This window comes from Kitasatospora xanthocidica (genome assembly GCF_014656195.1).
Classification (GTDB): domain Bacteria; phylum Actinomycetota; class Actinomycetes; order Streptomycetales; family Streptomycetaceae; genus Kitasatospora; species Kitasatospora xanthocidica.
Map to the genome: position 1 here is coordinate 70,359 of NZ_BNBY01000018.1, position 18,143 is coordinate 88,501.

Sequence of the window (18,143 nt, forward strand, 5' to 3'; positions counted from 1 at the left end):
GTTGAGAAGACTGGCCAGCGTGTCCTCCACCGTGAACGCCGGAACCTCCCTCCACGAGCGGGTCCTTGTCGGCGCGCTCCGGGCGAGGGCCGCGCGCGGCGGGCTGACCGCCGAGGCCGTGGTCCTCGCCCAGGGGCGCCTGCAGGCCCCGGCCGCCTGGCCGGCCGGTCTGCCCCGCCGCCGCAACGGCGGCGCCGGCTTCCCCAACGCCTGGCGCATCGCCCGCAGGTCCACCGCCCTGGCCTACGTCGAGGGCTACGTGATCGAGGCCGACGGCACCGTCACCCGCCACGCCTGGTGCGCCGACGAGCACGGCCGCGCCCTCGACCCGACCTGGCCCGACGGACGCGCCCGGGCCTACGCGGGCATCGGCATGGCTCTGGGCTGGGTCGCCGCCGTCCAGCAGCGCACCTGTACCCGCACCCGCTTCCCCGGTGTCCTGGACCCGACGGCCCAGCACACCCGGGACGCCGACCGCGTCCTGACGTACGGGGTCCCGCCGGACGCCCTCCTCCCGCTCGGCCGGGACCTCCCGGAACGGGCGCCCTACCGGCTGTCGAAGGCCCCGGCGGCCGCCCTGGTGGCGTGAGCCCCGCTGCGGCCGGCCCGGCGAGGTCCGCTGACGGCGCGGGCGGTCAGCGGTCCTCGCCGGGCGGGGTGCCGCAGCCGGGGCCGCCGGGGCCGTCGAACCGGACCGAGCTGAAGAAGTCCCGGTAGGCCGGGAAGAAGTTGCCCTTGCCGGTCGGGCCGGGGGAGGTGACGGCCGTGCAGCCGGTGTAGCCCGGGTCGGACCACAGGTGGACGGTGGACGGGGTGCGGTTCCAGTCCGACTCGGCCCGGTCGTTCATGCCGAGCGGGGCGAGGTCGGGGGTGCTGCCCCGCAGGACGACCAGGTCACCGGTGCCGTCGAGGCCGGAGAACAGGCAGTAGGCGCCGTCGGGGCACCGGTCGTACCCGTCGGCGGCCTGGGCCGGGAGGGCCGGGGTGAGGGCCAGGGCTGCCACGGCGCCGGTCAGGGCGGCGAGGATTCGCTTCGTACGCGTCATGCCCGGTGCAACGAGCCCGCGCGCTCCGGGTCATCCTCGCCCCCCTTCCTCCGGCGTCAGCCGGCCAGGCCCGGGAGGGTGGTGAGGCGCTGTGCCACGGCGGTCGGGCTCGGCATGGTGGCGATCTCGGCGCTGACCTCGCGGGCGGCCCGGCTGAGCGCGGGGTCGGTGAGCAGCCGGTCGAGCAGGGCCGGGGCGATCTCCTCGGCGGTGGCGCTGAGGCCGGCGCCGCGGTCGCGGACGGCGTCGGCGTTGATGAAGCGATCGGAGCCGTCGGGGAGGACGAGTTGGGGGATGCCCGCGTCCAGGGCGGCGAGGGCGGTGCCGCTGCCGCCGTGGTGGACGGCGGCGGCGCAGGTGTCCAGGAGGGCGCGCCAGGGCACCCAGCCGTGCGCGTGGACGTTGCCGGGCAGGGTGCCGAGCGTGTCGAGGTCGAGGTCGCCGGTGGCCAGGACGAAGTCGGCGTCGACCTCGGCGGCGGCGGCGATCACCCGCTCGACCCTGGTCAGTCCGTCGGTCTTGGGCGGCACGGTGCCCAGGGTGACGGCGATGCGCGGGCGGTCGGCGGGGGCCGCCAGGGCATCGGGCAGGGCGTCGTCACCGTTGTAGGCGACGGGCCGCAGCGGGCAGCCGTAGCGCTCGGCGCCGGCCATGCTCGGCGGGGCGAGGTCGATGGTCTCCGCGGGCGCGGGGAGCCGGTCGGCGCCGTGCCGGGCGAAGGCGTCCGCCATCTCGGTGAGCATCAGGTCGCGCAGCCCGGGGGTGCGGACGAAGCCGAGGTCGTGCTGGACGGCGGGCACGCCGAGGGCGGTGGCGGCGAGCAGGGCCACCGGGAAGAGGTAGTCGTACACCACCAGGTCGGGCCGCCACCGTGCGGCGAGTTCGACGGCGTCGTCGGCCACGGCGCTGTTGACGCGGGCGGCGAGCGGGACGAAGGCCTCGCGGTCGGCGGAGTTGCTCTCGACGACCCGTCGCATCAGGTCGGGCCGCTCGTCGCGGCCGGCCTCGCGGATCCGTACGCGCCAGTCGAGGCCGGGGGCGAGCGGCAGGTACGGCAGTCCGGAGGCGGCGACCGGCTCGCCGCCGTCCATCGAGGTCACCGCGACCTCGTGGCCGAGTCCACGCATCGCCCGGGCCAGCGGGACCAGCGGGAAGAGATGGCCGACGCCGGGGACGCCGGCGAACAGTACACGCATCGAAGGGAACCTCGGGGAAGTGTCGGGAGATGGGCGGGTCAGCCGGCGGCGCGGTGCAGGGCGGCTTCCAGGCCGTTCAGCACCGCGTTGCAGTCGCGCCGCAGGGTCTCGGCGTCGACGGCACCGAGCAGGTAGACCCCGAGCCAGTTGCGGGAGCCCGCGGACGGGTCGAAGGCGGGCACCGGCTGTCCGGCGGGCATGGCGAAGGCGGGGACGGCCTCGATGGTGCTGCCCGGGGAGAGCATGGACTGCCAGTCCACGGCCTGCGGGTTCCAGACCGGCCGGGTGCGCCAGGGCACGCCGAAGGCGTCGGCGGGGACGACGGCGACCGAGGCCGCGGCCCGGTCGCCCTCGGTGAGCATGGCCTCGGGGTAGTCGACCGGCTCCCCGAGCAGCTGCCGGACCAGCATCCCGATCGGGTCGAGCCCGAACACCTCGTGCACCTGCCGGGTGGTCAGCAGGCCGCCGAACCGGGCCGCGGTCTCGATGACCACGAGCTCGCCGTCCTTCATCAGCTTGAGCTCGGTGTGGGTGCCGCAGTTCTCCAGGCCGAGGGCGTCGACGGCCTGCCGGGTGACCTCCTCGATCCGGCGCTGCAGCGGCACCGCCATGACGGACGGCGAGGTGCTGGCCACCTCGACGAAGGACGGCACGGTCGGCAGCTTGGCGGTGATGGCGAGCGGGCGGTGGACGCCGTCGGCGACGATCCCCTCGACGCTCACGTAGTCGCCGTAGCCGGGATCCTCGTACCAGCCCTCGGTGGAGCCCTGGGCGATCTCCTCGACCAGCCGGTCGCGGTCGGTGTCCGGGGCGTAGAGCTCGTTCATGCCGACCCGGCTGCCGGCCCGGAGTCCGCGTTCGATCTCCTCCCAGGCCGGAGCGGCGTCCGCGGCCGAGTCGAGCACGATCTGGGCGACGGAGCCGGCGCCCCAGGCCGGCTTGAGCAGCAGCGGGGGCGTGAACTCGGCCAGTGCGGCGTCCAGGTCGGCGAGGCTGTCGACGCGGCGGAACCCGGGCACGGGCACCCCGGCGGCGGCCCACGCCTCCCGCATCAGCCGCTTGTCGCGGGCCCGGACGATCCCCTCGCCGGCGCCGGCCAGGCCGAGCCGGCGGGCGGCGTGCGCGACGGCCAGCACCGCGAACTCGGAGAGCGTGAGCACCGCGTCGGCCCCGATGGCCTCGGCGTGGGCCACGATCAGGTCGACCAGTTCGTCGCCGCGCGGCGCGTCGTGGACGGTCTCGACGGCGGTGCAGCTGGGCCGCCACAGCTCCTCGGCGGTGGTGGGCAGCGGTGCCAGCGCGAGGACGTGCAGTTCCCCGCACGCGGCGATGCGCGGGAAGGCGTACTCGAGCGGGGCTCCGCCCTTGACGTAGACGTACAGGATCCGGTTCACGGTGCTTTCTCCTGGGGGAAGTTCAGTGGGCCCGGGGCACGGTCGGCCCCGGGCGCGCCCGGCCCGTGCCGCACCCGCGCACGGCGGTGTCGCCGTGCGCGGCCGGTGGGACACGGGCCGGCGCCGTCGCACCCGGCCGGGGTCAGCCGGCGGTGCGGAAGGGACGCAGCTGCAGGAGGTCGATCCGGTCGCCCTCGATCGCCCACTCGATGTCGACCGGGACCGCGTAGTCCTCGTCGGGCGAGAAGTGCGACTGCAGCAGGCGGCTGATCAGGGCGAGGCGGCCGACGAGCTCCTTGGTCGGCCCGTCCAGGTCGGTGGCGGCGCTGCCCAGCGAGACGGTGCGGCTGCCGCCCTCCATGGTGTTGCACAGGTACTGGAGCGGGGCGCCCTCGCCGGTGACCACGTCGGTCACCGAGCGCGGCGAGATGTTGAGGTAGACGTCGCGGAAGTCCCGCGGGCTCAGCGGGTTGCAGGTGACCAGGACGCCGCCGACGGTCGCGCCGACCTGTTCCTGGATCACCACGCCCATCCGGCAGTGGTCCAGCGGGATGCCGGCCTGCTGCCGCAGCCGTACGGCGCGCGGCGAGAACAGCGAGGCCCAGACCTCCCGGACGGCGTCGAGGACCGCGTCCGTGCCGCGGACGTGCGCCACCGACTCGTACAGCCCGGCGGCGGAGAAGCCGGCCAGGTCCTCGGCGTTGGAGGAGCTGCGGACGACGAGCTCGGCGGCGCCGTACAGGTGCCGGTCGAGCGCCCGGTCGAGTTCGGCGCGGACGGGGTCGGGCAGCGGGGTGGTGCGGATCAGCCGCTGCACTTCGAGGCAGGCGCCGGTGGTGTCCGCGGCGTCCGTGGTGTCCGTGGCGTCCGTGGTGCCCGCGGCGTCCGCGGTGTCCGTCGTTTCGCCCCGGAGCGCGCCGTCGAGCCGGTCCACGGCGGCGCGGAGTCCGGCCGAGGAGTCCAGGAAGCCCTGCTGGAGGGAGAACGGCAGCACGATCCCGCGCGGCACCTGGGCGTGTTCCTTGACCAGCCGCTGCGCCGCGTCGGCCAGCTCGGTGTCGTCCGCGTCCTCGGGGAGCCCGAGCTGCCGGGCCAGGTAGCGCAGCAGGTTGTCCCGGGGCGGCCGGGGGACGCGGTAGAAGCCGAGCCAGCGCGGCGAGCCGTGCTGGAGCAGGTGGGTGAGTTCGCCGAGGTTGGCGGCCTTGGTGCCGAACCGGACGTGGTCGTCCGCGCGCAGTCCGGTCAGCGCGGTGACGGGCGTGGGCGAGAGGTCGGGCCGGTCCACGGTGACGCGTTCGGCCGGCGGGGCCGGCGTCGGCCGGTCGGCGTCGTCGCGCGGCGGCGCGGCTTCCAGGTGCAGGTCGGAGCCGTCGGCCTCGACCCGGTAGCGGACCCACCGGCCGGCCAGTCCGGCGCGGTCGATCCGGTCGAGGGCGCCGATGCCGACGGCGTTGGGGATCCGCCACCCGGTGGCCATCACGTTGATGTGGGAGAGCGGGGTGGTGTGCTCGGTGTGGATGATGCCGGACACCCGGGGAACGTCCTCCGGCACCCGGGGCATCACCACGATGTCGTGCCACTCCAGCGGCTCGGGGTCGGCCCGGTACTCGGCCTCGGAGCGGAAGACCCGCAGCCGGCCGTGGGCCTCCCCGGCGTTCAGCGGCACGAACGCGGCGGTGGAGTAGAGCTCGTGGGACAGGACGCGCGGGATCTCGCTCTCCGGGATCCGCGCGACGTAGCCCTCCTGCCGGTGGTTGGCCGGCTTGAGGAGGAGCGGGAGCGACGGGTCGATGTGGGCGCGCACCCGGTGGTAGAAGGCGCGCAGCATGTCTCCGGACATGGTGTCGACGTCGACGGTCTCCAGGGACAGGAAGGGGCCGTCGGTCCGGCCGCCCTCCGCCACGCCGCCGCGGGTGTGCAGGGCGAGGGTGCCGAGCTGGAAACGGCGGTCGGGATTCCGGTAGACGTCGTCATTGAACGAATCGAGCCTGCCGGCGAGTTCGTCGATCGACATGCCGAGGATCTCGCACGCGATGTACTTGACGTGGAGCGTTCCGTCCGCGCTGTCGATGAAGTGGAGCACCGATTCGGTGCGGTCGAGCACGATCTTCACGTAGGGGTAGCCGCCGACGGTGCCGGCGAGCCGGGAGAACTCCCGGGTGGTGAGCTTTTCGCCAGTGAGACGGGGCCGCGTGGTCGCTTCGTTGCGATCCGAACGGGTCATGCGCACAGTTCAGCCATTCGTCATCGTGTACACGATCGGTGTGCACCAGGTCAGAAGGTGGTACGGCTGCACACACACTGCCATCAAATCTGAACTTCTGACGAATAGTCATTCGACATCAGGCCACTCCGAACTGTTTCGGCCACGAATACTGTCACCGCCGAAACCAAAACCGCAGGTCGGGCCGTGACAAAGGTCACAAGGTGAAGATGGAGCCTTCGATCGAGGGCGCGAAATACCGCTGAAATGTTGACTCTTGGACAATCTCTGCGCGAAATGAAACGGAATCAGATCCCTCCAGATATATGTCATGTCCACGAACTGAGGCCGCCGACCTCGCCCGGACCCGACCGTCCGACACCGCCGCCGGACACCTCGGACCCGTCGCCCCTCCGCCTCGACCCCTTCGCCGGGCACCGCCCCCGCCTCCGCCCCTCCCCCGGCTTTCCCCCGTCTTGACGAACGCATGACACTGACGCACCATCAAGCTGGCGCGCCATCTCCTCCACTGCTCCGCCCCCAACGGACCCCCACAGGAGGACAGTCATGCGACTGCCCCGCCGAGGAAAGCCCGCTGCGGCCACCGCCGTGCTGCTGGCCCTCGCACTCGCCACCCCGCTCACCGCCCAGGCCGCCTCCCCCGACTGGCCGCCGGCGTCCACCTCCACCACCGCCGACACCAGCACGTCCGACACCGCCCGGCAGTACCGGCTCGACGGCCCCCGCACCGTGGCCGAACGCACCGCCGTCGCCGCCACCGGCGCCTCCGTCGACGCCGTCCTGCCCGACGCGGTCGTGGTCACCGCCACCCCCGCCGAGGCCGCCCGGCTGCGCGCGCTCGGCTGGTCCCCCGTCGCCCTGCCCGGCCCCCGCTACGGCGCCGGCGCCGACGACCAGGGCCTGTCCGCGGTCTACGACTTCCCGCAGGCCGACTCCGGCTACCACAACTACGCCGAGGCCACCGCCGACATCGACGCCGTCGTCGCCGCGCACCCGGACATCATGAGCAAGCGCGTCATCGGCACCTCCTACGAGGGCCGGCCGATCGTCGCGGTGAAGATCAGCGACAACGTCAACACCGACGAGGACGAACCCGAGGTGCTGTTCACCGCCCACCAGCACGCCCGGGAGCACCTCACCGTCGAGATGTCGCTCTACCTGCTGCACGAGTTCGGCGACAAGTACGCCACCGACAGCCGGATCGCCAACGTCGTCAACAGCCGCGAGATCTGGGTGATCCCCGACCTCAACCCCGACGGCGGCGAGTACGACATCGCCACCGGCCGCTACCGCAGCTGGCGCAAGGACCGCCAGCCCAACTCCGGCAGCAGGAACGTCGGCACCGACCTCAACCGCAACTGGAACTTCAAGTGGGGCTGCTGCGGCGGCTCCTCCGGCTCCACCTCCAGCGAGACCTACCGCGGCAGCGCCCCGGAGTCCGCCAAGGAGACCAAGGTCGTCGCCGACTTCGTCCGCAGCCGGATCGTCGGCGGCAAGCAGCAGATCACCGCCGCCATCGACTTCCACACCTACAGCGAGCTGGTGCTCTGGCCGTTCGGCTGGACCACCTCCGAGACCACCACCGGCATGACCGCCGACGAGTACAACACCTTCGCCACCCTCGGCCGCAGCATGGCCGCGACCAACGGCTACACGCCCGAGCAGTCCAGCGAGCTCTACATCACCGACGGCGCGATCGACGACTGGCTCTGGGGCTCCCAGCGGGTCTTCGCCTACACCTTCGAGATGTACCCCGGCGAGAACGGCAGCGACGGCTTCTACCCGCCCGACGAGGTGATCGGCCGCGAGACCAGCCGCAACCGCGAAGCGGTCCTGCGCCTGGTGGAGACCGCCGACTGCGTCTACCGCGCGATCGGCAAGCAGCAGCAGTACTGCGGCATCCCCTCCTGACCGGCCCGGTCCGGTGCGCGGCCGTGGCCCGCCCGCGGCGCCCCGGGCGCGCACCGAACCGGTAGATTGCCCCGCGGCCACCACCCGCCCCCGCAGTCGGCGGGGGCGGCTTCCGGGGCCCGGACGAGGGGACGACGGCGTTGGGTACCGAGGGGACGACGGCGTCGGGCAGCGAGGGGACGACGGCGTCGGGTACGAGGACGGTTGCGGTCTTCTCGCTGGGCGGCACCATCGCCATGACGGCCGATCCGGCGACCGGCGGGGTCGTACCCGCGCTCTCCGCCCAGGACCTGCTCGACGCGGTGCCGGCCCTGCGGGGTCTCGACGTGGAGCTGCGGGTCAGGGACTTCCGGCGGCTGCCGAGCGCCTCGCTCGGGTTCGAGGACCTGGACGCGCTCTCGGAGGCCCTCGCCGAGGCCTTCCGGAACGGCTGCGACGGCGCGGTGGTCACCCAGGGCACCGACACCATCGAGGAGACGGCCTACCTGCTCGACCTGCTGCACCCGGGCGACCAGCCGGTCGTCGTCACCGGCGCCATGCGCAACCCCACCCTGCCCGGGGCGGACGGTCCGGCGAACGTCCTGGCGGCCGTCGTCGCCGCCGCGGCACCGGAGTTGCGGGGCGCCGGCGCGGTGGTCGTGCTCGGCGACGAGATCCACGCGGCCCGCCGCGTCCGCAAGTCCCACACCACCAGCCCGGCCGCGTTCACCTCCCCCGCCACCGGGCCCCTCGGGCGGCTGTACGAGGGGCGCGTCCACCTGCACGGCCCGCTCGCTCCCCGGACGGCGCTCGCCGGCCCGGCCACCGGGCCCGCGAACGCCGTCCGGGTCGGGCTGTACACCGCGACGCTCGGCGACGACGGCGGCCTGCTCGCCGCGACGGCGCAGGCGTGCGACGGGCTCGTCGTCGCCGCGTTCGGGGTCGGGCACGTGCCGGAGGGCTTCGTGGACGTGCTGGAGCGGACCGCGGCCCGGATCCCGGTCGTCCTCGCCAGCCGGATCGGCAACGGGCCCGTCCTGGAGGGGACGTACGGCTTCCCGGGCTCGGAGCGGGACCTGCTCGCCCGCGGGCTGATCCGGGGCGGCGACCTGGACCCGTACAAGGCCCGGCTGCTCCTGCGCGTCCTGCTGACCCGGGGGCGGGGGGCCGCGGAGATCGCCGCCGCCTTCGCCGCGACCGGGTGAAGGACCTGCCGGGACCCGCGCGCGGAACGTGAACTTCCGTGGCGCATAACCAATTTGAGTGAAGGTTTGTCCACCGATCGATGAACCGGCGCCCGGCCGCCGTAGCCTCGGGTCCGACCGTCGCCACCGAGGTGCGCGACGCGGTCTCAGTCGCAGTAGTTCGTCGACGCGGAAAGGCCATCGACAGCATGACGCACTCATCGGACCCGTCGGACCGGTCGGAGTCATCGAACCCCTCGGAGCCGTCGGGCGGGAATGACCCGACGACCGGCGGGCCGTCCCGCCGCCGGCTCCTGAAGATCGGTTTCGGTGTCGCCGCGGGGGTGGCGGCGATCGGTTCGGGCGCCCCGGCGGCGGTCGCCGGCGGGCCGAACGACCCGACCCTTCCGACGATCGCCACCAAGGTGAAGAACCTCAGCGGCGCGGCCGAGACGGGGCCGCTCGGCGCGCCGTGGACGGACCTCGGCATCCCCGTGCGGTGCCCGGACGGCAGCATGCTCTTCGTCTGCGGCGACACCTTCAGCGGCAACGGGGTGGGCGACGGCGAGTGGAACGCCCCGGTCGGCCTGCGCTCCAGCAACTCGGACCCGAACAACCTGCGGATCGACGGCATCGTCCGCGGCGCGTACGGCATCAGCCTCGTCGACGAGCCGCACACCCCGGTCGGCGACACCGCGCACACGACCGCGATCCCCTCCGACGTGTTCGTCGTCGACGGCGTGATGTACATGCACCTGATGCGCGGCGTCATCTTCGACACCCACCACACCGACTTCTGGCGCTCCACCGACAACGGGCAGACCTGGGAGTACCTCTGCCAGTGGCCGGGCGACCTGCACGGCGGCCAGTTCCAGCAGAAGACCTACGCGGTGGCCGACGACGGCTACTGCTACGTCCTGTCCACGGTCTTCAACCGGGACGTGGAGTCGGGCATGCTGCTGCACCGGGTCCGCAAGGAGAGCCTCGGCGACCCGGGCGCCTACGAGCCCTGGGGCTGGGACGGCGACTGGCGGTGGAACGCGCCCGCGCCGACGACCGTCTTCGGCACCCGCAAGTGGGGCGAGATCTGCTTCCGCGCCATGGACGGCAAGTACGTCCTCACCTGGCTGAACATGAACCCGCTGTCCATCAGGGCGATGGTCTTCCCGCTCCCGACCTCGGACCTGACCAGGACGCCGGAGCAGACCATGATCCTGCCCTGCGGCCCGGGGCAGGAGGCCGGGAACCTCGTCCTCAGCCCCTACGGCGGTTTCGTCGTCCCCGGCTCGACGTTCGGCAACTTCCACATCATCGTCAGTCAGTGGTACGTCCCGGACCCGACGAACTACCGGATCATGCAGTACCGGATCAACATGGTGTCCTGAGCGCCGCCGGGGGTCGAGGGAGGATCCGGGCTGACGGACTGCGGAGTGACCGCGCGCATTACTGCTTGACAGAGTGCGTAATACTGTAACGCGCGCGGTCCGGGACGGCGGCGGAGCGGTCGGCGCGGTTCCCCTCCCAGCAGCTCGGAGCACGACATGCACGTCTTCCTCGACCACCCCGGGCCGCTGGCCTTCGCCCACCGCGGCGGCGACCTCGGGCACCCCGAGAACTCGCTCGCGGCCTTCGAGGCCGCCGTCGCGCTCGGGTACCGCTACCTGGAGACGGACGTGCACGCCACCAGCGACGGCGTGCTGGTGGCCTTCCACGACTCCCGGCTCGACCGGGTCACCGACCGCGCCGGAGCGGTGGCCGAGCTGCCCTGGGAGAGCGTCAGGCGGGCCCGGATCGGCGGCAGCGAGCCGGTGCCGCTGCTGGAGGACCTGCTCGGCGCCTTCCCCGGGGCCCGCTTCAACATCGACGTCAAGGCGGCACCGGCCGTCGCGCCGCTGGTCGAGGCGATCCGCCGGACCGACGCCTGGGACCGGGTCTGCGTCGGCGGCTTCTCCGACAGCCGGCTGGCCGCCGTCCGGGCCGCCGCCGGCCCCCGGCTGGCCACCTCGCTCGGCCCGCGCGAGGTGGCCCGGCTGCGGCTGCGCTCGCTGGCCGGGCCGCTGCTGCGGGGACGCGCCGCGGCACCGTTCGCCGGCGTCTGCGCGCAGGTGCCGGAGCGGCACCGGGGCGTGCGGGTGGTCGACCGGGCCTTCGTCCGGACCGCCCACCGCCTCGGCCTGCAGGTCCACGTCTGGACTGTGGACGATCCCACACGGATCAGGGCTCTCCTCGACCTCGGTGTGGATGGCATCATGGCCGATCGCATCGACGTCCTGCGGGACGTCCTCGGCGAGCGGGGCTGCTGGACCGACGGCAGCACCGGCTCCAGCACGGTGATGGGAACCCCATGAGCACCACGAACCCGGCCACGCACCCGCCGGACGATCCACCGACCGACCCGTCGGCGGCCGCCGCCGGTGCCGCTGCCGCTGCCGACGACGACGGCCGAGCGCTGCGTCGGATGCAGTTCGGCTGGTACATCAACGACTGGGCGAACGCGGCCTTCTCCGCCACCGTCCTGACGGTGTTCCTCGGGCCGTACCTGACCGAGGTGGCCAAGAACGCCGCCGACGCGAACGGCGACGTGCACCCGCTCGGCCTGTCGATCCGGGCGGGGTCGTACTTCCCGTACACGGTCTCCTTCTCCGTGCTGATCTCGGTCGCGGTGATGCTGCTGACCGGCACGGTCGCGGACCGCACCGGGCGGCACAAGGAGCTGATGTGCGGCTTCGCGTTCGTCGGCTCGATCGCCACGATGGGGATGTTCCTCCTCGACGGCGACCGCTACCTGCTCGGCGGCGGACTGCTGGTGGTCGCCAACATCGCCTACGCGGTGTCGGTCGCGCTCTCCTACGCCTACCTCCCGGGCCTGGCCTCCCCCGACGAGCGGGACGCGGTCTCCTCCAAGGGCTGGGCGTACGGCTACGCGGGCGGCGGGCTGCTGCTGATCGCCAACCTGGCGCTGTTCCAGGGCCACGAGGCGCTCGGCCTGTCCTCCGGCACCGCCGTGCGGATCTGCCTGGCCTCGGCAGGGCTGTGGTGGGCGCTGTTCACCGTCGTCCCGCTGCTCCGGCTGCCCTCCCGCGCCGGGGTCACCCCCGCACGGGCCGCGGCGCTCGCGGCGGACAAGGCGGACGTGGCGGACAAGGCGGACGCGGCGAGGGCCGCCGAGCCCGCCGCCGGCAGCCTGCGCGAGCTCGGCCGCACCCTGAAGGCCATGCGCAAGCACCCGCTCACGCTGCTCTACCTCGCCGCCTTCCTCTGCTACAACGACGGCATCCAGACCGTCGTCTCCCAGGCCTCGCTCTACGGCAGCGAGGAACTCGGCATGGAACAGACCTCGCTGGTCACCGCCGTGCTCCTGGTCCAGGTGGTGGCCATCGGCGGCGCCCTGCTGCTCGGCCGGATAGCCCAGCGGTACGGCGCCAAGCGGACCATCCTCGGCTCCCTGGTCGGCTGGGTGGTCACCCTCGCCCTCGGCTACTTCATGCCCGCCCACCAGCCCGCCTGGTTCTACGCCCTGGCCTGCATGATCGGCCTGGTGCTCGGCGGCAGCCAGGCGCTCTCCCGCTCGCTGTTCTCCCACCTCATCCCGCCCGGCCGGGAGGCCGAGTACTTCAGCCTCTACAAGGTCAGCGACCGCGGCACCAGCTGGATGGGCCCGCTGGTCTTCGGCCTCGCGTACGAGCTCACCGGCAGCTACCGCTCGGCGATCATCTCGCTGCTGGTGTTCTTCGTGATCGGCTTCGCGGTGCTGGTGAAGGTCCCGCTCCGCCGTGCCATCGAGGCCGTCGGCAACCCGGTGCCCGAGCGGCTCTGACGGGCGGGGCCCTGCCGCCCTCCGGTACGCCGGGCCAACGGTCCGTCCGTCAGGAGAGCAGCAGGGCCCGGTCCCAGCCGGGCGGCACCGGCGTCGTCGCGGCCAGCAGGGCCAGCAGCACACCGGCGGCGCCGTCCAGGAACCCCGGGCCGAGGGGCCGGGCGTTCTCTTTTCGGCCGGTGAGGTTGTCGGTGAGTCGGCCGGTGCGCCTGTCGGTGCGCCCGTCGCCGAGACTGTCGGTGAGCCCGTCCGTCAGCCCGTCGACCAGCCGGGTGGCCAGGCCCCGGGCCGCCGACCGGAACTCCGGGTCCCCGGTGTCGTGGGCGAAGCGCAGGGTGATCAGCAGCAGACCGGCCAGGCCGTGGCAGAGGCCCGGCCGCCGGTCGATCCGGCGCACCTCGCGCGGGCGGCGCAGCGCGGCCAGCAGGGTCTCCCGGGCGAGGCCGCGCAGGGACCCGTCGTCCAGGGCGGTGCCGGCCAGCCAGAGCGCACGGGCGATGCCCGGGCCGCCGTGGCACCAGGAGGCGGGCAGGGCCGGCCGTTCGGGCCCCGGGCCTTCGATCAGCACCCAGTCCGGGCCGTACTCGTCGTCCCGACGGTGCGCCAGGAGGCGGTCCACCGCCCGGTGCACCGCCGCGACCTGGCCCGGCGCCGCCACACCCGCCGACAGCGCCAACGAGAACAGGGCCAGCGGACCGGCCGGGCCGTGCGCCATCCCCGGCGAGTCGCCCGGGAACGCCGCCACCTGACGGCCGAGCACGGCCAGTACGGCCGTCAGCCGGTCGGCGGCGGCCGGGTCCTCGGCGCAGCGGTCCAGGAGGACGGCGCCGTGTCCGGTCAGACCGGAGCTCAGGTCGAGGCTGCGGCGGTCGAGGTGCTGGCTGTTTGGGGCCTGGGCGTCGAAACCCCGGCCGGCCGCTCCGAGCGGGACCGGGAGGCCCAGCCGGCTCGCGGTGAAGGCGAGTCCGTCGAAGCCACCGAGCAGTCCCGGCGCCCGCGACCGGATCCGTTCCGCGCCCCGGACGGCCGCCTCCAGGTGACCGGCCGCCACCGCGTGCCGGCCCTCGCCGGGCCGGCAGAGGTCGAGCTGGTGGTGGGCGAGCGCGAGGCCCGCGCCGCCGGCCGCGAGGTCGGGCCGGACCGCCCGGGGTGCCGGGCGCGGCGGACCGGCGATCCGGTCGACCAGGCGCCGGGCGGCCTCCGCCGCGGGCCCGTCGAGCAGGACGGCCCAGGGGGTCTCGCCGGAGTCGCCGGTCATCGGCCCCGTTCCACGGATCGGGTGCGGTGGATCGTTCGGTGCGGATCGCTCGCACGCCCGTCGATCGGGTGCTGTGAGAGGCCGCTGCCGGCTCCCACAGCACCGCGCGGGCCGGCCGTCAGTCGACCGGGCTCAGACAGAGGTCGGTCCACTCGTAGCTGTGGTGGCCGGTGTCGCAGCACATCATCGGCTCCAGCGGCTGCTCCTCGGTCTCGGGCAGCTCCTGCAGCTCCAGGACGGTGCTCTCCATCGTCATCCCCCCTTTCCGGGGCTCGGGTGGTGGTGCGGTTCCGCGGCCGGCCGGTCGACCAGCCACGATCGGGGGCCGCCGTGGCGGCGGCGCAGCAGGAGGTCGAGCACGCCGCCGTACCCCACGTTGTAGGCGGCGGTGACCTCGCGCAGGGTGTCGTCGGGGACCAGGTACCGGCCGTCGCGGAGCGCGGCGCGCAGGGCGATGCCGCGGACCAGGTCGTCGGCGCGGGCCAGGTGGCGGCGGTCGCCGGTGGCGGCGTACAGGTCGAGCAGCAGCTCGGCGTTGCCGGCCAGCCCGTGGCAGGTGCCGGGCCCGAGGCGGTGGCGGTCGCGGTGCACGGCGAGCGCGGCGCCCTCGGCGTGGGCGAGGTGGCGCGGGTCGCCGGTCTCCTGCCACAGCCTCACCAGGTAGCTGCCGATGCCCGAGGAGCCGTGGCACCAGTAGTCCAGGCCGGGGCGGTCGGCGCGGCCCGGGCCCTTGGGCCAGTAGGCGGCGCCGTCGCGCCAGTCGGTGAGCGCACACAGGGCCTCGCCGCCGCCGAGCGCGATGTCGGTCAGCTCGGGCCGCCCCAGTTCGCGGCCGGCGGCGAGCAGGAAGGCCGCGTTGCCGGCGACGCCGTGGGCGAAGCCGTAGTGTCCGGAGCCGGCCAGTTCGGCGCGGTGCTCCGGGCCGAGCGGCCAGTCCACCCCGTCACGGTCCTTCAGCAGGTACAGCAGCCCGTCCGCGCACTCCTGGGCCCGGTCGGCGAGGCGCCGGTCGCCGGTGCGGCGCCACAGGTGGAGCTGGGCCAGCCCGGCACCCGCCAGGCCGTGGCAGACGTCGGCGCTGCGCGTGTCCAGCGGGATGCGCAGGGCGTGGTCGAGGGCGCGGTCGGCGAGCCGGCGGTCCTCCAGGGTGGTCGCCGCCTCGTGCAGGGCCCAGACGGTGCCGGAGCGGCCGAAGTGGAGGCCGGGCAGGATCCGGTCGGGTTCGGTGAGCCGTTCGTCCAGCCAGTCGGCGGCGGTGCGCAGGGTGGGCCGGGCGGCCCCGTACCCGCGGCGGACGGCGCGGGTGAGCACCGCGAGCACCCCGGCCGCGCCGAGCTGCACGTTGCAGGGGTCGCCGTCCGGCAGGGAGCGCGGGGCCGGCCAGAGGTACTCGGCGGCGGGGTCCGCAGTGGCGGCGAGGTGGGCGAGGCCGTCCTCGATCAGGCGCTCGGCGGACGGCGGTTCGGGCAGGTGCTCGCGGCCGCCCGGGTCCAGTCCGGTGCGCAGGTAGGCCTCCGCCCGGGGCAGCGTCCAGCGCCGCGGTGCCGACGCCGACAGTCCGGCGACCAGGGGGCCGAGGGCGCGCAGCGCGGGCAGGTCGTCGGCGGCGGCGACCAGGGCGGCGAGCCGTTCGCCGGGCGGCCGGGCGGGTGCGCCGTCGTCGGCGAGGACGGGGCTGATGCCGCTGGTGACGTGCAGCAGGGTGGCGCCGAGGCTGAAGCAGTCGGCCTCGGGGCCGGGTGAGGGTGCGGGCGTGGGTGCCGGTGTGGCTGTGGGGTGGCCGGCGTTCAGGTAGCCGGGGTCGGTGAAGCCGCGGGTGCCCGCCGGGTGGGCGGCGGAGCCGAGCGGGACGGCGAGCTCCAGGTCGACCAGGACCGGCCGCTCCTCCGGCGTCATGATGACGTTGCCCGGCTTGAAGTCGCGCAGGACGTACCCGGCGGCGTGCACCCGCCCGATCAGCGCGACGAGGGCCCGGGCGAGCCCGAGGGCCGCCGGGACGGGCACGCTCCCGTCGCCCCGCTCCAGGTGCTCGGCGGTCCACTGCTGAAGGTTGCGGCCGGGGACGAGGTCCTCGACCAGGAAGAGGTGGCCGCCGCTCTCGAACAGCTCCCGCACCCGGGGGGTGACACCGAGGGGCGCGAGCTCGTCCAGGACCCGGGCCTCGTGGCGCAGCCGGTCCCGGGTGTCGCGGCCCTCGGGGTCGGCACCGACGTGCGGCCGGGCCTCCTTGAGCAGGACGGTCCCGCCGCCCCGGGTGTCCTCGGCGCGGTAGACGCCGCCGCGGTTGGAGTGCCGGATCGCCTCCTTGACGAGGTACCGGCCGGCCAGCAGGACCGGTGCGCCGCGGCGGCGGGGCGGTGTCGCCGACGGCGGTTCCGCAGCCGGTTCCGCAGCCGGTTCCGGCCGGGCGAACGGGTCCTCGGCCCACGGCGGCGGCGAGAACCAGGGGTTGCGCTGGTCGGTGCTGAGGCTCCCGTCGGGCGCCACCAGCCGGCCCTCGTAGAAGCCTTCGTCGTTGAGCACCCGGGAGCGGGCGAAGCAGCCGTACCGGTAGTGCACCACGCTGTCCGGCCGGTAGCGGCGGTCGGAAAGGATGGCGGGGCCGGGCAGACCGGCCGTCGCCTCGTCCAACTCCTGCGCCAGGGCGCGCAGTCGGTCGTCGTCGGCGGGGTAGGCGGTGAGGAACTTGCCGGACTGCGCCCGGGCCGCGCGGGTGCCGGTCAGCTCGGCCGTGACCTGCGGCCCGGACGCGAACTTGAAGGCACAGCCGTGCGCGACAAGGACCCGTCCGGCGCGCTCCAGCACCCGCGGCGCGGAGGCCAGGGTCGCGGACACGTGGAGCTTCCAGCCCTGCCGGCGCGGCAGGTGGTCCGGCGGGGTCACCATCCACCACGGCTCGACGCGGCGCACGCGCCAGCCGGCGGCTTGATCGGAGCCCGTCAAGAACTCCGCGAGAATGGACCGATAGGGCGAGGTCACACGGCGAAGCTAGCAACGGTGAAATCCTCAACACAAGGGCTCCGTAAGGGATTTGATAAGTCATTGCATACGATCAGCTCATAATAGGGCTGTGGGCGATCCGTCCCGTCGGACCCTCGTCGGACCCTCGTCGGACCCTCGTCGGGCGCACTGTCCGACCCTGCCTCTACCGTGTGCGCATGACCGATCGTCTCCCGCTGCCGCCCGTCCTCCACCCGCTGTTCCCCGACGGCGCCGCCGAACGGTCCACCCTCGCCACCCCGTTGCCGCCCGGCCGGCTGATCACCCCGGCCGGAGGCGAGGCCGAGGGCGGTGCTCCCGTGCTGTGGCTGAGCGACGGGCCGGCACCCGCCGGGCTGTGGGAGGAGCTCCAGCGGGAGCACCCGCGGTCGGGGCTGTGGCCGCTGCTGCTCACCCGCCGCACCGGCGACCCGGAGTTCCGGCCCTGGGCCACCGGCGAGCTCCACCCCGCCCAGGCCGACCCGCCCGCCGGCCACGACCCGTCCGCCCTGCTCCGCGGCTGGTGGGACTCCCCGGCCGTGGCCCGCCCGGAGGATCCGGAGGAGGCGCGGGAGCGCCACCAGGTCCTGGAGCCGTACGGCGCCGACTGGCCCGGCCTCGCCCCCACCCCGCAGCCGGCCGAGGCGGACGGCCCGAAGGCGGGCGAGGCGGACGTCTCGCAGGCGGACGGCCCGGAGGCGGCAGCCGCCCAGGTCGCGCGGTGGCTGCTGGGCCACGACCCCGCGCTGCGGATCGGACTCGTCCGGGCGGGCAGCGGCGCCGAGGCGCTGGCCGTCTGCGGCTGGACGGCGGGCGGCCACCACGACCCCGGCGAGCTCGCCGCCGTCCTGCGCGACTGGGAGCGGCGGTTCGGCGCCCGGGTCGTCGAAGTCGGCCCCGACGGGCTGCGGTTGAGCACCACGGTGCGGCTGGACGACCCTGACGACCTGGACCAGGCCCTGCCGATCGCCGCCGAGCACGTCGCGTTCTGCCCCGACAACGTCATCCGGGACACCGAGAGCCTCACCGACTACGCGCAGGAGCTCGTCCTGGAGAAGTGCTGGTCGTTCTGGTGGCACTGACGGCGTCCGGCGAAACGGGCGTGGCGGTCCGTTGCGTCCCGCGGCGAGGTGGGTAGGGCACCGCTGGACCCGA

The 18,143-nt window shown here is 74.3% G+C and carries 14 protein-coding genes; 7 read left to right on the top strand and 7 right to left on the bottom strand.

The window, feature by feature from the left end; translation table 11 throughout:
• Window positions 1-19 precede the first annotated feature (19 nt).
• Window positions 20-589, top strand: coding sequence for a hypothetical protein (locus IE332_RS26945; protein WP_189921206.1), 570 nt, complete (start codon window positions 20-22; stop codon window positions 587-589).
• A gap of 46 nt (window positions 590-635) precedes the next feature.
• Here IE332_RS26945 and IE332_RS26950 read toward each other — a convergent pair whose 3' ends face one another.
• From IE332_RS26950 to IE332_RS26965, 4 genes are all read right to left on the bottom strand, one after another.
• Entirely contained in the window at window positions 636-1,046 is a 411-nt protein-coding gene (locus IE332_RS26950; RefSeq protein WP_189921208.1) for a peptidase inhibitor family I36 protein, read from the bottom strand.
• Between the two features lie 56 nt (window positions 1,047-1,102).
• Entirely contained in the window at window positions 1,103-2,242 is a 1,140-nt protein-coding gene (locus IE332_RS26955) for a nucleotide disphospho-sugar-binding domain-containing protein (RefSeq protein WP_189921210.1), read from the bottom strand.
• Between the two features lie 38 nt (window positions 2,243-2,280).
• Window positions 2,281-3,636: an ATP-grasp domain-containing protein gene (locus IE332_RS26960; protein ID WP_189921212.1), complete on the bottom strand. Its 1,356-nt coding sequence runs from the start codon at window positions 3,634-3,636 to the stop codon at window positions 2,281-2,283.
• 142 nt (window positions 3,637-3,778) lie between these two features.
• The gene (locus tag IE332_RS26965; RefSeq protein ID WP_189921214.1) at window positions 3,779-5,860 is read right to left on the bottom strand and encodes a PEP/pyruvate-binding domain-containing protein; all 2,082 of its coding nucleotides are present in this window, start codon (window positions 5,858-5,860) and stop codon (window positions 3,779-3,781) included.
• Window positions 5,861-6,406: 546 nt separating this feature from the next.
• Here IE332_RS26965 and IE332_RS26970 point away from each other — a divergent pair.
• From IE332_RS26970 to IE332_RS26990, 5 genes are all read left to right on the top strand, one after another.
• On the top strand, window positions 6,407-7,771 hold the full coding sequence (locus IE332_RS26970; protein WP_189921216.1) for a M14 family metallopeptidase: 1,365 nt from the start codon (window positions 6,407-6,409) through the stop codon (window positions 7,769-7,771).
• A gap of 140 nt (window positions 7,772-7,911) precedes the next feature.
• A complete protein-coding gene (locus IE332_RS26975) occupies window positions 7,912-8,955 on the top strand; it encodes an asparaginase (protein ID WP_268256619.1) in 1,044 nt (347 codons plus the stop codon).
• A 293-nt stretch (window positions 8,956-9,248) separates the two neighbouring features.
• Complete coding sequence (locus IE332_RS26980; protein WP_229928951.1) at window positions 9,249-10,319, top strand: DUF4185 domain-containing protein; 1,071 nt, start codon at window positions 9,249-9,251, stop codon at window positions 10,317-10,319.
• 156 nt (window positions 10,320-10,475) lie between these two features.
• Window positions 10,476-11,282, top strand: coding sequence for a glycerophosphodiester phosphodiesterase family protein (locus IE332_RS26985; RefSeq protein WP_189921220.1), 807 nt, complete (start codon window positions 10,476-10,478; stop codon window positions 11,280-11,282).
• Window positions 11,279-12,751 carry an MFS transporter gene (locus IE332_RS26990; RefSeq protein WP_189921222.1) on the top strand — a complete coding sequence of 491 codons (1,473 nt, stop codon included), beginning with the start codon at window positions 11,279-11,281 and terminating at the stop codon, window positions 12,749-12,751. Before IE332_RS26985 ends, IE332_RS26990 begins: the two co-directional genes overlap by 4 nt.
• Window positions 12,752-12,800: 49 nt before the next feature.
• Here IE332_RS26990 and IE332_RS26995 read toward each other — a convergent pair whose 3' ends face one another.
• The 3 genes from IE332_RS26995 to lanL form a co-directional block, all read right to left on the bottom strand.
• Window positions 12,801-14,009 (bottom strand): lanthionine synthetase LanC family protein, encoded by a 1,209-nt coding sequence (locus IE332_RS26995; protein ID WP_189921224.1) that lies wholly within the window; start codon window positions 14,007-14,009, stop codon window positions 12,801-12,803.
• Between the two features lie 118 nt (window positions 14,010-14,127).
• Window positions 14,128-14,259: a hypothetical protein gene (locus tag IE332_RS41995; RefSeq protein WP_268256620.1), complete on the bottom strand. Its 132-nt coding sequence runs from the start codon at window positions 14,257-14,259 to the stop codon at window positions 14,128-14,130.
• 2 nt (window positions 14,260-14,261) lie between these two features.
• On the bottom strand, window positions 14,262-16,952 hold the full coding sequence (gene lanL, locus IE332_RS27000) for a class IV lanthionine synthetase LanL (RefSeq protein WP_229928941.1): 2,691 nt from the start codon (window positions 16,950-16,952) through the stop codon (window positions 14,262-14,264).
• A gap of 215 nt (window positions 16,953-17,167) precedes the next feature.
• On the opposite strand from lanL, the gene IE332_RS27005 reads away from it, so the two are divergent.
• Window positions 17,168-18,070 carry a DUF4253 domain-containing protein gene (locus IE332_RS27005; protein ID WP_189921226.1) on the top strand — a complete coding sequence of 301 codons (903 nt, stop codon included), beginning with the start codon at window positions 17,168-17,170 and terminating at the stop codon, window positions 18,068-18,070.
• Window positions 18,071-18,143: the final 73 nt, after the last annotated feature.

Bases quoted from the DNA above. Each gene is read 5' to 3' on its own strand.
- IE332_RS26950 (WP_189921208.1), bottom strand. From the start codon at position 1,046: ATGACGCGTACGAAGCGAATCCTCGCCGCCCTGACCGGCGCCGTGGCA.
- IE332_RS26955 (WP_189921210.1), bottom strand. From the start codon at position 2,242: ATGCGTGTACTGTTCGCCGGCGTCCCCGGCGTCGGCCATCTCTTCCCG.
- IE332_RS26965 (WP_189921214.1), bottom strand. From the start codon at position 5,860: ATGACCCGTTCGGATCGCAACGAAGCGACCACGCGGCCCCGTCTCACT.
- IE332_RS26970 (WP_189921216.1), top strand. From the start codon at position 6,407: ATGCGACTGCCCCGCCGAGGAAAGCCCGCTGCGGCCACCGCCGTGCTG.
- IE332_RS26985 (WP_189921220.1), top strand. From the start codon at position 10,476: ATGCACGTCTTCCTCGACCACCCCGGGCCGCTGGCCTTCGCCCACCGC.
- IE332_RS26990 (WP_189921222.1), top strand. From the start codon at position 11,279: ATGAGCACCACGAACCCGGCCACGCACCCGCCGGACGATCCACCGACC.
- IE332_RS26995 (WP_189921224.1), bottom strand. From the start codon at position 14,009: ATGACCGGCGACTCCGGCGAGACCCCCTGGGCCGTCCTGCTCGACGGG.
- IE332_RS41995 (WP_268256620.1), bottom strand. From the start codon at position 14,259: ATGGAGAGCACCGTCCTGGAGCTGCAGGAGCTGCCCGAGACCGAGGAG.
- IE332_RS27005 (WP_189921226.1), top strand. From the start codon at position 17,168: ATGACCGATCGTCTCCCGCTGCCGCCCGTCCTCCACCCGCTGTTCCCC.